We start from the raw sequence: 14,863 nt of genomic DNA, 5'->3' as shown, positions 1-14,863 counted from the left end.
TTACTTGGCGTTGGTGCGCACGAGCATGCGGGAGATCGCAAGCACGATGAAGGAAATCACGAAGAGCACGAAGCCCAGCTCCAGCAGCGACTGGCTGCGCAGCGAGCCGGCCGGCGCGTCCGGGAATTCGTTGGCGATGGTGGAGGCGATGGTCGCGCCCGAGGAGAACAGCGAGGCCGATATTCGGTTGGCGTTGCCGATCACGAAGGTCACCGCCATCGTCTCGCCCAAAGCGCGGCCGAAGCCGAGCATGACGGCGCCGACCAGCGCCGTGCGGCCATAGGGCACCGAGACGTTGCGGAAGACTTCATAGGTGGTGGCACCGACGCCATAGGCCGATTCCTTCAGCATGGCGGGCACCGATTCGAGGATCTCGACGAACATCGCGGTGATGAAGGGAATGATCATCAGGGCCAGGATGATGCCGGCCGTGAGCATGCCGGCGCCGTTGGTGGGGCCCTTGAACAGATAGCCGAGCACCGGCACGTGCGAGAGGACGGAGATGATCGGCGGGTAGATCGTCTGGGCCAGGATCGGCGCCACGATCAGCGACCCCCACATGCCGAAGATGATCGACGGCACGGCCGCCAGGAGCTGGATGGCGATGCCGATCGGCCGCCGCACGCTCTGGGGCGCGATCTCCGTGAGGAAGAAGGCGATGCCGAAGGACATCGGCAAGGCAATGATCAAAGCGAGAATGCCGGTGAACAGCGTGCCGTAGATCATGACGCCGGCGCCGAATTTCTCGGTGACGGGGTTCCAGGCGGTGGACCAGTAGAAGCTCGGCCCGAAATGGGCCAGCGCCGGCCAGCCGCCATAGAAGAGCAGCACGACGATCGAGCAGAGCAGGATCAGCACGAGGGAGCCGCAGCCATAGAGGGCGGCCTTGAAGATGGGATCCAGATTGGCGCCCGGAACCGTCTTGGCCCCGGGCGAGGGAGAACCCTGCGCGACCTTTGCGGCCGAGTTGGATGCGTCCAGCGAGGAGTCGGCTACGGCGCTCATGGCGATGTTCCAGCCTGTGATTCGATCAGGGACGACGACCCGGCGCAGAACCGCGCCGGGTCGGGGTTTCAGCTTATTCGTAGACGGCCTTGCCGTCGGCAGCCTTCACTTCGCTCTTCCAGGCGGTGCGAACGGTATCGATCACCTCCTTGGGCAGCGGGATGTAGTGCAGCTTCTCGGCCGTCGCGCCGCCATCCTTGTAGGCCCAGTCGAAGAACTTCATGACTTCGGCCGACTGCTTGGCGTCCTTGGGATCCTTCGGCAGCAGGATGAAAGTGGTGGAAACGATCGGCCAGGAGGTTTCTCCGCCGACGTCGATCATCGAGACGGCGAAGTCCTTGGCACCCTTCCAATCGGCCTTGGCGGCTGCGGCCTGGAACGCAGGAACGGTCGGCTTGACGACCTTGCCGTCCTTGTTCTGCAGCTGCGTGGTGGTCAGGCTGTTGTTGGCGGCATAGACATATTCGACATAGCCGATGGCGCCCTGGGTGTTCTTCACGGCGCCGGCGACGCCGTCATTGCCCTTGGCACCCGAACCGGTCGACCACTGCACCGAGGTGGCGGCGCCGATATTGCTCTTCCAGTCGGGGCTCACGGCCGAAAGATAGGACGTGAAGACATAGGTCGTGCCCGAGCCGTCGGCGCGGTAGACCGGGGCGATGTCGAGATCGGGGAGCTTCACATCCTTGTTGAGCTCGGCGATCTTCGGATCGTTCCACTTGGTGATCTTGCCCTGGTAGATGTCGGCGATGATCGCGCCGGTCAGCGTGAGCTGATCGGCGGATACACCCTCGATGTTCACGATCGGCACGATGGCGCCGATGACGGTCGGGAACTGCAGCAGCTTGGCAGCGGTCAGCTTGTCGGTGGCCATCGGAGCATCGGAAGCGCCGAAATCGACGGTGCGGTTGGTGATCTGGGTCTGGCCGCCGCCCGAACCGATCGCCTGGTAGTTCAGCGCGGTGCCGGTCTTGGCTTTGAAATCGCTACCCCAGGCATTGTAGACCGGGGCGGGGAAGGTGCCACCGGCGCCGGTGATGTCGGCTGCGAAGGCGGCGGTCGCGGCGATCGTGCTGGACAGGGCTACCGAAGCGGCGAGCGCGAGGAAGGAAAGCTTCACGGTCTATCTCCGTTGTTCTCTGGACAGGCGCTACGATCGTTTACCGGTCGGCAACCCTGTCTACGGCGCGACTCCTAACAAGCCGGCAGCAACGGTTCTATGACAGTTAGGCTATCGTTTTATGACAAATAAAACCGTTATAATTCAATGGGTTGAATGTATTCTGTCAACCGCGTCGCAACGGTGGTGACGCGATTGTTAAAACCCGTCGAAACCCTATGACGATGGCTGCAGCCTCGATCGTCATGCCGGATTCGGGGATACGGGCCTGTCCTTGTTCGGGTGCCCGGCGATTTTCGAGGCCAAATCAAAGATTTGGCGAAATGGCCGAAAGAACCGGCAGTTCCTGAAAATGCCTCGCCGTCTCAATCGATCTGGTCGATCCGGACCGAGAAAACCGTGCTTTCACCCGGTACGCTCTCGATGCCCAGGCGGCCGCGGTGGCGCGCCACGATGTGCTTGACGATGGCGAGCCCGAGGCCCGTGCCGCCCTTCTCGCGGGATTTCGCGGCATCCACCCGGTAGAAGCGTTCGGTCAGGCGCGGTACATGCTCCGCCTCGATGCCCGGGCCGTAATCGCGCACCGTCACCACCGCCTCGCGGCCCTTGCCCTGCGGCTTGGGTTGCGAATCGAGGGTAACCTCGACCTTGCCGCCGGACGCGCCATATTTGATGGCATTTTCCACCAGATTCTCGAAGACACGGATCAACTCGTCCCGCTCGCCCCGTACTTCCAGCATCGGGACGCGCTTGTCGACGCTGAGCGTGACGCTGCGGTCCTGGGCGAGGGGCCCGAGCGTATCGGCGACATGGCCGACAACGGCACCGAGCTCGACCGGCTTGTCGGGCTGGACATGGGCATTGAGTTCGATGCGCGAGAGCGACAGGAGATCGTCGATCAGCCGGGACATGCGATTGGCCTGGGACCGCATGATGTCGAGAAATTTTTCGCGTGCAGCCGCGTCGTTGCGGGCCGGTCCCTGCAGGGTTTCGACGAAGCCGAGCAGGGAGGCGAGTGGCGTGCGCAGTTCGTGGCTGGCATTGGCGACGAAATCGACCCGCATCTGTTCGACACGGTGGCGCTGGGTGACGTCGCGCAGCACGATCACCACGAAGGCCGTGCGGCCGTTCTCGCCGGCAATGGTGGAGATCTGCGCCTCGATGACGCGATCGATCGGTACGCGTTCGGAATATTCGATCTGCCGGCTGGCCCCGGTGTCGAGGGCCGAGCGGATGGCATCGATCAGTTCCGGCACGCGCAGTGCATAGGTCAGGGCTTCCGAAATGCGCAGATTCGGCACGATGTCGCGGGCGCGGCGGTTGAAATAACGAACGGCAAGCTCCGAATCGAGCACGATGACCGGATCCGGAATGGCCATCACCAGATCGTCGAAGGAAGGCTTGCCGCCACCCTCGGGAAGAGTGGGCTGGATGCTGCCGTCATGCCCGCCGGTTGAGGGAATGGTGCCCGTCGCGGCGACGATCATGGCGAAGATGAGCAATCCATGCCAGGGATTGGCGCTGTCCCACAGCACGAGAGCGGCCAGCAGAACCGCGATCGAGAGCACGAGCCAACGGCGACCCCAGATGCGGTTCAGGATGTTTCGGTTCGAACTCACCGGACCAGCTACACCGCTCCAGGCCAATTTCGTCAAGAGCCAGGAGCGTTCCATCACCATCGACATTGCGGCTTTCCATCCAAAGCGTTTTGCGATTTGACGGATTGGTCTCGAATCGCAAGGACGCGTCCAACCAGAGAGCCAGGGCAAAGGGCGTTTCTACCAGAATGCGCTTTGCTCCAGGCGTTGTGGAAATCGTTCATGCTGGCAATGTAGACAGAGCGATGACAGTTTCACGACGATCGCGCGGATTTGGAGAGGTTCCATGACAAAGAAGGCGGGCAAGCAGACGGATGAAGCGCTCAAGAAGGCGATTGCCGGATTTCGTCTCGATGATCTCGACCTGCCTCCGGAGATCGACGAGGCAGCTTTCCGGTCGGGCAACTACCCGCACAAGGAAAAGCTGAAGTCCAAGACCTATGAACGGGATCTTCGCGCCTTGCAGATCGAGCTCCTCAAGGCGCAGACCTGGGTCAAGGAGCAGGGCGAGCGCGTGGTGGTGGTGTTCGAGGGGCGGGACACGGCCGGCAAGGGCGGTGCCATCCATCGCTTTACCCAGCATCTGAGTCCTCGGGATGCGCGCGTGGTCGCATTGTCGAAACCCACGCCCACCGAGCAGGGACAGTGGTATTTCCAGCGCTATGTCGGCCAATTGCCGACCAAGGGCGAGATCGCGATCTTCGACCGCTCCTGGTACAATCGCGGTGGCGTCGAGCCGGTGATGGGGTTCTGTACGCCGGAACAGACTGACAAGTTCCTGCACGAGGCGCCGCAATTCGAGGCGATGCTGGTGCGTGACGGCATCCGGTTGTTCAAGCTCTTCCTCACCATCGGCCAGGCCATGCAGCTCAAGCGCCTGCATGCGCGCTATGCGGACCCCCTCAAGCAGTGGAAGCTCTCGCCGATCGACCACCAGGCGGTGGGCAAATGGGACGACTATTCCCAGGCCTATGACCGCATGCTGGCGGCGACCGATACCGTCGACACGCCCTGGACCATCATCAAGGCCAATGACAAGCTGCGCACCCGCCTTGCCGCCATCCGCGCCGTGCTGACGGATCTGCCCTATCCCGACAAGGACGAGAAGCTGGTGGGTGGGCAGGACAGCAAGATCGTTCTGAGCGCGGAGCGTTTTCTCGCCAATGGCGGGGAGGTCTGAGACGCCTGCAACGCGGGTCCGCCGATGACCGGCTCTATCCTCGGATGCCGATCATCTCCACCTCGTGAGGGAGTGCAGGAGACCGGCACACCAATCCTGCCCGCCTGGGGAACCAGGCGCCCGCCCGCACGTTTTCATCGTGGCGGCCGGCCGATCGCGGTTTGGGCGAATGTCGTGCCATGACTTTGCCCGGTGCCCGACCCGTGCCGCCCCGTACAACGCGACGAGGGAGCGCAGCAATGCCACACACGACCGAACAGCGTATTCGAATGAAGGCCTACGAGATCTGGCTGCGCGAAGGCTGTCCGGAAGGCAGCGATCTTCGCCACTGGGAGATGGCCAAGAAGTTCATTGTCGGCGAGGAGGCAAAATCGACGCTGACCTCCCGTTTCTATGACGTGCACGAGCTGAATGAGAAGGGGGAGCCGGAGGAAAAGGCTGTCCCTGCTGTTGCCAAGCCCAAGACCCGCAAACATTGAGCCGTGTCGGCGGCTTGCCGGACATTCGCATTGTCCATCGCCTTTGGGCCTTGCTTCTCTAGCGGCTAGAGGAGTTAGGGTCCCTCCTGTGCCGCGGCATTGGGGTTGCGGCAGTGGCGAGGGGTTAGGATGGGACACGGGCACGCGCACGGGGCGGTCTCGCGCGGAGAGACGGCCGCTGGCCGCCACAAGGGCAGTTTGCTGGCTGCCCTTGCCTTGACCGCGGCCTTCATGGTGGCCGAGGTGGTCGGTGGCTTGTGGACCGGCAGCCTCGCTTTGCTGGCGGATGCCGCGCATATGCTGACCGATGCCGGCGGCCTGGCCCTGGCCCTGATCGCCATCCGTTTCGCCGAACGGCCCGCCACGCCGCAGAAGACCTATGGCTATGTCCGGACGGAGGTCTTGTCGGCGCTGACCAATGCCGTCGTGCTGCTGCTGCTGACCGTCTACATTCTCTATGAGGCCTATGAGCGCTTCCGCAATCCGCCCGAGATCCTTGGCGGCCCGATGCTGGCCGTTGCCGCGACAGGGCTGGTGGTCAACCTGATCAGCATGAAGCTCCTGTCCGGCGGTTCCTCGGAGAGCATCAACGTCAAGGGTGCCTATTTCGAGGTGCTGTCGGACATGCTCGGCTCCCTCGGCGTCATCCTGGCCGCCCTCGTGGTGATGCTGACGGGTTGGACGCTGGTCGACCCCATCATCGGCGCGGGGATCGGCCTGTTCATCGTGCCACGCACCTGGATCCTGCTGAAGCAGGCGGTGCACATCCTGATGGAAGGGACGCCGCCCGAGGTGGATCTCGCGCTGCTCGAGAAGAAGCTGGCCGAAATTCCCGGCGTGGTCGCCGTGCATGATTTGCATGTGTGGACGATCACCTCGGGGCTCGATGCCATGAGCGGCCATCTGGTGCTGGCCGACATGGCGAGGGCGCGCGAGGTGCTGGTGGCGGCGCGTGAGCTGGTCGAGCATGAGTTCGGCATCGGCCATGTCACGATCCAGACCGAGGATCAGGCATTGCGTGAGGCCGAAGGCGAAACCAGGCTGTAACGGCTATCCGGATCCGGCAGGCTCAATCGACGGCCGCGCCGATGCAGCGAGAAGCCGGTTTCGCCTAGCGTCTCGAGCCCGGCCCGCAGCTGCATGGTCGGGATCAGATAGTCGCCGGCATTCTGGCGCCGGTAGGGGATGGGCGATGTCGATTGCAGCGTTCGCATCCTGTCGCGCAGGCGTTCGGCCAGGGGCTCGAAACCCGCTTCCTTGAGGCCATCGGCGCGATAGGCCACGAAGGGCGGCAACACGTCATAGCCGGGATAATAGAGAATGCCGTGGTGGATCGGGAACAGGAGGTCGTCGATCGGGCCATTGATGCCGCGCGGCGTGTAATGCTCTTCCCAGCCTCCGGCCGTCACGATCAGCATCGCGCGCTTGCCGGCCAGGCTTCCTTCGCCATACCGGTCCCCCCAGCGCCGCTCGCTGTGCTCACCCACGCCATAGGCGAAACCATAGGCGAAGACGCGGTCGACCCAGCCCTTGAGGATGGCCGGCATGGTGAACCACCAGAGGGGAAATTGCAGGATGAGGACATCGGCCCAGAGCAATTTCTCGATCTCGGCCTTGACGTCGTCGGTCAACGTGCCGGCCTCGAAGGCCTTCTTGGAGGCTTGCACCGGCATCAGCCTGGCTTCGGCTTCCAGTGCCGGAAAATCGGCCTGGTCGACCTCGGATTTCCAGTTGTCGGCATAGAGGTCGGAGAGGCGAACTTCGTGGCCCTGGGCCTCGAGTTCGGCGATGGCGACGTCGCGGAGCCTTCCGTTGAGCGAGCGGGGTTCGGGGTGTGCGAAGACGAGCAGGACTTTCATGGGTGTTTCCAGGAATGAGAAATCATTCCTCAAAGCTAGGGAAGGTTCCTATAATCCGCTACATCGAGAGAATGCATAATATTGTGCCGGATTATGGATAAATCAGACGTCACTCTGGAGCGCATACGCAGCTTTGTCCGTGTCGCCGAGCGTGGAAACTTCTCGGCGGTCGCGCGCGAACTGAATATCGGCCAGTCCAGTGTCACGCGGCACCTGAGCGAGCTCGAGGATGCGCTGGGCGTGGCTCTTCTCAGCCGCACGACCCGGCGTGTCTCTATCACCGAGGAGGGCAGCCGTTACTATGCCCATGCCGTCCAGATCCTGCGTCTCGTCGAGCAGGCCGGCGACGAGGCGCGACAGGGGCATGGCGAGCATGCCGGCACGGTGCGCCTGTCCTGCACGGCGGCTCTCGGGGTTCGGCATATTGCCCGCCTGCTCTTCGCCTTCCAGGATCGTCATCCCGACATCAGGGTTGAATTCAGTCTCACGGACGAGCGAATCGATCTCGTCCGAGAAGGAGTCGACCTGGCGCTGCGGCTCGGACCGCTGAGCGAGAGTTCGATGAAGAGGCGGTCGCTGGGCCGAAGCCGGCGGGTCCTCGTGGCAGCGCCGGACTTTCTGGCCCGGCACGGCCGGCCCGAGACTCCGGAGGACCTGGCAGGCCTCGAGGGCATACGCATGTCGAACATCGCGGGCAGCGAGACGCTCGTTCTCGAGGGGCCGGACGGAAGCCGCCATGCCGTGCCCTTCGGTGGTCGCCTGCAGGTCGACCACGGACTTGCGGCGCGCGAAGCGTTTGCTGCCGGCCGCGGTTTCGGCCCGACCCATGTCTGGCTGGTCGACGATCTCCTGGAGCAAGGGCGGCTGGAGCCGATCCTGCCTGACTATGCGCCGCTGCCGACACCTTTGAACATGCTCATCGTGCCCGAACGCGCCGGCATTGCGCGTGTCAGGCTGTTGATCGAATTTCTCGTCGGCGCGATTGCCCGCCTGCCGGGCATCGACGCCAAGGCCCCCTGAGGGCTGTCGTCCTAACGCTATGGCCGTGCGCCTCAGCCGCGCATCGTTCCGGTTCCTTGCGATGGCGAGATAATGCACCTCTGGGTTGCAGGTAATATCAAACCTGTCAAAAGAGGGATGGAGAGACGTTTGCCCGAGCCAATCGATTCGGGACGCGTCGCTGCATTGCCTTCACGCCGGGTGGGGTGAGTGCAGCCAGACCTCCCAACCCATGAAGCGGCGCCCATGAATCTGGAAGAAAAGCGTCTTGCAGTTACGCGTAGGCTCGTCGGGGAGGTCGCCGACAAGCTTGGGGCGGATCTCAGCCTCGAATTGTGGAACGGCGAAGTTCTGCCGCTCGGACCTCATGCCAGAGACGATATCCGCTTCGTGTTGCGCTCGCCCGAGGCGATACGCCGGATGTTGACGCGCCCGAGGCTGATGACGCTGTTCGAGCTATACGCCGAACAGGAAGTCGATATCGTCGGCGGAAGTCCCCTCCAGGCGGCGGCACGCTGGAATCACAGCAAGGCACTCGCCACGGGGCGGTCATTCCCCAAAATGAAGTTGTTGGGGTTTGCCACGCCCTTCCTGTTCGGCCGCATGGCCAAGGCAGCCCCGCTGCCCAGCTTCGATGGCTCCGTCCCGATGCACTATGCCAAGGGGCGGGACGACAAGGAACTGATCCAGTTCCACTACGACGTCTCGAACGAGTTCTATCAATTGTTCCTCGATCCCGAGATGGTCTATTCGGCGGCCTATTTCCCCAGCCCGGAAGCCTCGCTCGAAGATGCGCAGCGGACCAAGCTCGACCGTATCTGCCAGAAGCTTCAGCTGAAACCCGGTGACCGATTGCTCGACATCGGTTGCGGCTGGGGCGGGCTGGTCTGCCACGCCGCCAGGCACTACGGCGTCACGGCCTATGGCGTGACGCTGGCGCAGCGCCAGCTGGAATTCTGCCAGGCAAAAATCGAACGGGAGGGGCTGGGAGACAAGGTCAAGGTAGAATTGCGCGATTATCGCAACATCGAGCCATCGGGGCAGTTCGATGCGGTCGCGCAGATCGAGATGTTCGAGCATGTGGGGCTGAAGAATCACGACCGCCATTTCATCCACATGCGTGACCTGATGACCCCCGACGGCCGCTATCTCCATCAGGCCAGCGTGCGGCGTGCCTTGTTCGACATGTCCAAGTTCGGCCGGGAAACGGCCTATATGAGGGTCATCCGTCGCTATATTTTCCCGGGGGGCGAGATGGACCATATCGGCATGACCGCGACCAATCTGGAGCGGCATGGCTTCGAAATCCACGACATCGAGCCGATGCGCATGCATTTTTACCTGACCCTCAAGCGCTGGGTCGACAATCTCTGGGCGAACCGGGAGAGGGCCCGCGCCATGGTCGGCTGGGAACGCACGAGGCTATGGCTGCTCTATTTGTCGATGTGCTGCATCAGTTTCCAGCGCGGCGGTATCAATGTGTTCCAGACCGTGGCAACCCGGCGCATTCATGGTCCATCGATCCTGCCCCTGCGAAGAGCGGAGTGGTTTCAGGAAGTCTGAATGTCCGCTGTCTGTCGTAAATGCATCGGCCTGCGAGACATGAAGGCATCGGACTCGGTTCAGGGGCCAGGTCCGATGCCGTAGGGACTGTTGCATCGTCGTCTTTGCCAAAAACCGGTGCCCGCCGTTTGGCACGACGCCCTATAGTCTGAAGATGCGCTTGGGCAGCAATTCGCCGCTATCGAGTTCGGCGAGGGCGACCAGCGTGCCGCCGGACATCACTGCCGCCACGCCTTCAAAGACCGGCGCGTCGCGTCCGCGCAGGATCACGCCCTGGCCGCGGGCGAGGCGGCCGGCGTCGTGCTGGGAAACCACCAGGGTCGGCAAGGCCTCGAGGGCGGTTTCGACCGGCAGCAAGGCTTCCGCCAGTGGCGGCAGATCGGTGGCACCTTCCTTCATGGCGCGCAGTTCGTCCGGCGTCACCGCATCATGCTCGTCGAAGGTGCCGACCACTGCCCGGCGCAGGGCGGTGACGTGGCCGTAGCAGCCGAGATCCCGGCCCATGTCGCGGGCAAGCGCCCGGACATAGGTGCCCTTGCCGCACTCCGCCTCGAAGGTGGTGGCCTCGCGGGAGTATTCCACGATGCGCAGGGCGTGCACCTCGATGTTGCGGGCCTCGAGTTCGACCTCCTCGCCGTCACGCGCCAGGTCATAGGCGCGCTCGCCATCGATCTTGATGGCGGAAAAACGCGGAGGGACCTGGCTGATCACGCCGGTATAGCGCGGCAGCAGAGCCTCGACCTCGGCCCTTTCAGGCCTGGCGTCGGAGGTTGCCACGGGGCCGCCCTCGGTGTCGTCGGTATTGGTCTCCACGCCCCAGGCCACGGTGAAGCGATAGACCTTGCGGCCGTCCATGACATAGGGGACCGTCTTGGTCGCTTCGCCCAGCGCGATGGGCAGGATGCCGGAGGCCAGGGGATCCAGCGTGCCGGCATGGCCCGCCTTCTTGGCGTTGAACACGCGCTTGACCACCGAGACGCCCTGGGTCGAGGTCATGCCGACGGGCTTGTCGAGGATGATCCAGCCATTGACCTCGACACGGGTAGAACGGGGAGCGCTCATTCCTCGTCCTCCTCCTGGCCCGGCAGCTTTTGCTCGAGATCGCGGCTGACGTCCGGCTGGCGCAGGAGCGTATCGACCTTGGAGGCGTAGTCGAAGGTCGTATCGATGAGGAAGCGGAAATTGGGGGCGTATTTCATGGTCACCCGGCGGGCGATCAGGCCGCGCAGATATTTGGCATGGGAGGCCAGCGCCTTGATCACGGCCTCGCCGTCCCCGCCGCCCAGCGGCATCACATAGACGGTGGCGACCTTGAGATCGGGCGACATCCTGACCTCGGGCACGGTGATGACCTTGCCTTCGAGCACGGGATCCATGATTTCGCCGCGCTGCAGGATGTCCGCAATGGCATGGCGGATCAGTTCCGCGACGCGGAGCTGACGCTGCGAAGGGGCCTTGGAGGAGGAGGGGGTAAGACGGGGCATGGTTCGTGGTCCAGATCGCGTCATTGCGAGCGCAGCAAAGCAGTCCAGTCTCGATCAGGCAACAAGACTGGATTGCTGCGCCATGCCAATCGAACCGATTGGCAGAGCGCGCAATGACGAACAGGCGGATTCATTCTTCATAAAACAGCAATGGCCGGGCGAAACCCGGCCATTGCTTGATTTTCTGCCGAGACCGATCAGAGCGTACGCTTGATTTCCTCGACGCGATAGCACTCGATGACGTCGCCCGAGCGCATGTCCTGGTAGTTCTCGAAGGCCATGCCGCATTCCTGGCCGACCTGGACTTCCTTGACCTCGTCCTTGAAGCGCTTGAGCGTGGACAGCTTGCCTTCGTGGATGACGACGTTGTCGCGGATGAGGCGGACATTGGCACCACGCTCGACATGGCCGTCGGTAACGCGGCAGCCGGCGACCTTGCCGACCTTCGAAATGTTGAACACTTCAAGGATCTGGGCGTTGCCGAGGAATTCCTCGCGCAGGGTCGGTGCCAGCAGGCCGGAGAGCACGCCCTTCACGTCATCCACGAGGTTGTAGATGATGTTGTAGTAGCGGATCTCGGTACCGGTACGCTCGGCCGCCTCGCGGGCTTCCTTATGCGCACGCACATTGAAGCCGATGACGGCAGCGCCCGAGGCCTCGGCCAAGGTGATGTCCGACTCGGTGATGCCGCCGACACCCGAATGGATGACACGTGCCTTCACTTCGTCATTGCCCACCTTGTCGAGGGCACCGATGATGGCTTCCACCGAACCCTGCACGTCGGCCTTGACGACCAGCGGCAATTCGCGGGCACCGGTGCCGGCCTTGACGGCCGCCATCATGTCGGCGAGCGAGCCACGGCCGGTCGACAGGCGCACGGCGGCGTTCTCGCGCTTCTGGCGCTCGCGATATTCGGTGATCTCGCGGGCACGAGCCTCGTTCTCGACCACCGCGACGCGGTCACCCGCTTCCGGCGTGCCGTTGAAGCCGAGCACCTCGACCGGCACCGACGGGCCGGCGGCCGGCATGGTGGCGCCGATATCGCTGACCAGGGCGCGCACGCGGCCCCATTCGGCGCCGGCGACGACGATGTCGCCGACCTTGAGCGTGCCGCGCTGAACCAGCACGGTCGCCACCGGACCCCGGCCGCGATCGAGCTTGGCTTCGATCACGGTGCCTTCGGCCGCACGATCGGGATTGGCCTGCAGGTTGAGGATCTCGGCCTGCAGCTGGATGGCTTCCAGCAGCTTGTCGAGATTGGTGCGCTGCTTGGCGGAAACCTCGACTTCGAGGGTCTCGCCGCCCATGCTTTCGACCTGGACGTTGTGCTGGAGAAGCTCGGTGCGCACGCGCTCGGGCTTGGCATCGGGCTTGTCGATCTTGTTGACCGCCACGATCATCGGCACCTTGGCGGCAGCCGCGTGATTGATGGCTTCCACCGTCTGCGGCATGACACCGTCATCGGCTGCCACCACCAGCACCACGATATCCGTCACCTTGGCGCCGCGGGCGCGCATGGCGGTGAAGGCGGCGTGGCCGGGCGTGTCGATGAAGGTCACCTTGCCGCCGAGCGGCGACGTCACCTGATAGGCGCCGATATGCTGGGTGATGCCGCCGGCTTCGCCGGAGACGACATTGGCCGAGCGGATGGCATCCAGCAGCGAGGTCTTGCCGTGGTCGACATGGCCCATGATGGTCACGACCGGTGGGCGCGGCTCCAGATGATCGTCGATGTCGGCCTCGTCGAACAGGCCTTCCTCGACGTCCGCTTCCGAGACGCGCTTGGCGGTGTGGCCAAGCTCTTCAACGATCAGCTGCGCCGTATCCGCGTCGATGACGTCGTTGATCTTCTTCATTTCGCCCTGCTTCATCAGCAGGCGAATGACGTCGACCGCGCGTTCCGACATGCGGTTGGCGAGTTCCTGAATGGTGATCGCTTCCGGAATCACCACCTCGCGCATGATCTTTTCCTTGGCCTCGACATGGCGATGGCCGGTCATGCGCTGGGTGCGGCGGCGGAAGGAGGCGACGGAGCGCGTACGCTCGTCCTCGTCCCCGGTCGCACTGGTGACGGTCAGGCGGCCGCGGCCCTTCTGTTCGGTCGTGCGCGGGGTTGCCTCGCGACGCGGCGCGGCGGCATTGCCACGCCCGGCGCCGCTGGGGCCGCGACGAACGCCACGGTTGCCGTCATCGTCATCCGCAACGGCGCGAGCACGAACCGGTCCACCGACATTGCGGCCGGCGGGCGGCGTGATGGCCGGCTCCGAAGGGGTGAAGGCCGTGGCGCCGCGATTGGCACCGAAGCCGCCGGGACGGCGGTCACCGAAGCCGCCACCGCCTTCGCGCGGCGGACCACGACGTTCACCGAAACCGGCGCCGCCCTCGCGCGGCGGACCACGGCGTTCGCCGAAGCCACCACCCTCACGCGGCGGACCACGGCGCTCGCCAAAGCCCGAACCGCCTTCACGCGGCGGACCGCGGCGTTCACCGGCCGGCCCTGCGCCGCCTTCACGGGGACGCCTGTCACCGAAGCCGGAACCGCCTTCGCGCGGCGGGCGCCGGTCACCGAAACGATCGCCGGAGCCTTCGCGCCGGTCGCCATAGCCGCTCGGCCGGGCCGGTGCGGCCCCTTCGCGGGGCGCAGGTGTGGCTTCGCCAAGATGGCGTCGTGCCTCGGCCTCGCCATGACGGCGGGTTTCTTCCTCGCGGCGATGACGCTCTTCTTCTTCGCGCTTGCGGATTTCGGCGGCCTTGCGCTCTTCCTCACGGCGAGCTTCCTCGGCCGCGCGGCGCACCGCTTCCTCGGCCGCGCGCTTGCGCTCCTCGGCTTCGCGGACACGGGCTTCGGCCAGCACGCGGGTGCGGGCATCCATTTCCTCGCTGGAGAGCGTGCGCAGAACCATGCCGGCACCCGGACGGTTCGGACGCTGCCCCTGGGGGCGGCCTCCCATCGGCTGTCCGGGCCGTCCACCCTGCTGGGGCCCACCGGAACGTCCCGGGGCGGGAGCGGCCGGACGCGGTGCCGGGGGAGCGGCAGCGGCGGGAGCCGCGGGGCGAGGAGCCGCCGGGGGCGCTGCAGCCGGAGCCTGGGCCGCGGGACGCGGGGCCGGTGCTTCTGCCTGCGGGGTCGGAGCCGGAGCGGCAGCCACCGGAGCGGCAGGCTTCTCGACAGCGGCCGGCGCGGGCTGAACCGGCGCGGGCGTCGGGGCCTTGGGCGCTTCCACGGGCGGCGGTGCGGGCGCCGGCTCGGCAGCGCGCGGAGGCGGAGCCGGCTGGGGCACTGCCGCCGCCGGAGGTGCGGCCGGCCGCGGAGGTTGCGCGACGGGGGCGGCCTGGCGCGGGGGCGGCGCGGCAGGCGGCGGCGCGGCAGGCGGTGTAACGGGGCCTGACGGACGGCGCTTCACCGTCTCGACGACGACAGTCTTCGAGCGGCCATGCGAAAAGCTCTGGCGAACCGTATCCGGCGCGCTCGAGGGCCGCTTCAGTGTCAGCGTCTTGGTGGGCGGAACAGTCAGCGTATCGCCCGGGTTTTTCGTATCAGTCATTCCGTGCCAAATCCTGCGGGTCGCCCCGTTT

The 14,863-nt window shown here is 64.7% G+C and carries 12 protein-coding genes; 5 read left to right on the top strand and 7 right to left on the bottom strand.

The genetic code is table 11. The features are described from left to right. From pstC to ABXS05_RS21260, 3 genes are all read right to left on the bottom strand, one after another. Complete coding sequence (pstC, locus tag ABXS05_RS21270; protein ID WP_311944225.1) at positions 1 to 1,005, bottom strand: phosphate ABC transporter permease subunit PstC; 1,005 nt, start codon at positions 1,003 to 1,005, stop codon at positions 1 to 3. Positions 1,006 to 1,078: 73 nt separating this feature from the next. Then, the gene (gene pstS / locus ABXS05_RS21265; RefSeq protein WP_311944226.1) at positions 1,079 to 2,125 is read right to left on the bottom strand and encodes a phosphate ABC transporter substrate-binding protein PstS; all 1,047 of its coding nucleotides are present in this window, start codon (positions 2,123 to 2,125) and stop codon (positions 1,079 to 1,081) included. 365 nt (positions 2,126 to 2,490) lie between these two features. Then, positions 2,491 to 3,810, bottom strand: a complete 1,320-nt coding sequence (locus ABXS05_RS21260) for an ATP-binding protein (RefSeq protein WP_311944227.1) — start codon at positions 3,808 to 3,810, stop codon at positions 2,491 to 2,493. A gap of 199 nt (positions 3,811 to 4,009) precedes the next feature. On the opposite strand from ABXS05_RS21260, the gene ppk2 reads away from it, so the two are divergent. The 3 genes from ppk2 to ABXS05_RS21245 all read left to right on the top strand — a co-directional run bounded on the left by ppk2 (position 4,010) and on the right by ABXS05_RS21245 (position 6,429). Continuing rightward, on the top strand, positions 4,010 to 4,903 hold the full coding sequence (ppk2, locus tag ABXS05_RS21255) for a polyphosphate kinase 2 (RefSeq protein ID WP_367625303.1): 894 nt from the start codon (positions 4,010 to 4,012) through the stop codon (positions 4,901 to 4,903). 239 nt (positions 4,904 to 5,142) lie between these two features. Further along, positions 5,143 to 5,382 (top strand): DUF2934 domain-containing protein, encoded by a 240-nt coding sequence (locus tag ABXS05_RS21250; protein WP_311944229.1) that lies wholly within the window; start codon positions 5,143 to 5,145, stop codon positions 5,380 to 5,382. 129 nt (positions 5,383 to 5,511) lie between these two features. After that, complete coding sequence (locus ABXS05_RS21245) at positions 5,512 to 6,429, top strand: cation diffusion facilitator family transporter (protein WP_367625302.1); 918 nt, start codon at positions 5,512 to 5,514, stop codon at positions 6,427 to 6,429. Here the strand turns inward: ABXS05_RS21245 and ABXS05_RS21240 are convergent. Beyond that, positions 6,390 to 7,241, bottom strand: a complete 852-nt coding sequence (locus tag ABXS05_RS21240; RefSeq protein ID WP_367625301.1) for an NAD(P)H-dependent oxidoreductase — start codon at positions 7,239 to 7,241, stop codon at positions 6,390 to 6,392. The two genes, ABXS05_RS21245 and ABXS05_RS21240, sit on opposite strands and share 40 nt — an antisense overlap. Before the next feature lie 93 nt (positions 7,242 to 7,334). Between ABXS05_RS21240 and ABXS05_RS21235 the strand changes: the two genes are divergently transcribed. Continuing rightward, positions 7,335 to 8,261: a LysR family transcriptional regulator gene (locus ABXS05_RS21235; protein WP_367625300.1), complete on the top strand. Its 927-nt coding sequence runs from the start codon at positions 7,335 to 7,337 to the stop codon at positions 8,259 to 8,261. A 225-nt stretch (positions 8,262 to 8,486) separates the two neighbouring features. Continuing rightward, positions 8,487 to 9,803, top strand: coding sequence for a class I SAM-dependent methyltransferase (locus ABXS05_RS21230; protein WP_311944235.1), 1,317 nt, complete (start codon positions 8,487 to 8,489; stop codon positions 9,801 to 9,803). Positions 9,804 to 9,944: 141 nt separating this feature from the next. Here the strand turns inward: ABXS05_RS21230 and truB are convergent, their stop codons facing one another. The 3 genes from truB to infB form a co-directional block, all read right to left on the bottom strand. Then, positions 9,945 to 10,865, bottom strand: coding sequence for a tRNA pseudouridine(55) synthase TruB (gene truB / locus ABXS05_RS21225; protein WP_311944237.1), 921 nt, complete (start codon positions 10,863 to 10,865; stop codon positions 9,945 to 9,947). Next, the gene (rbfA, locus tag ABXS05_RS21220; protein WP_311944238.1) at positions 10,862 to 11,287 is read right to left on the bottom strand and encodes a 30S ribosome-binding factor RbfA; all 426 of its coding nucleotides are present in this window, start codon (positions 11,285 to 11,287) and stop codon (positions 10,862 to 10,864) included. The genes truB and rbfA overlap by 4 nt, the downstream gene beginning before the upstream one ends. Before the next feature lie 197 nt (positions 11,288 to 11,484). Further along, positions 11,485 to 14,832, bottom strand: a complete 3,348-nt coding sequence (infB, locus tag ABXS05_RS21215; RefSeq protein WP_367625299.1) for a translation initiation factor IF-2 — start codon at positions 14,830 to 14,832, stop codon at positions 11,485 to 11,487. Positions 14,833 to 14,863 lie beyond the last annotated feature (31 nt).

This window comes from Labrys neptuniae, assembly GCF_040797145.1.
GTDB lineage: Bacteria > Pseudomonadota > Alphaproteobacteria > Rhizobiales > Labraceae > Labrys > Labrys neptuniae.
Note: the sequence above shows the minus strand (reverse complement) of the source record. Positions and strands in the feature narration are given on the sequence as shown.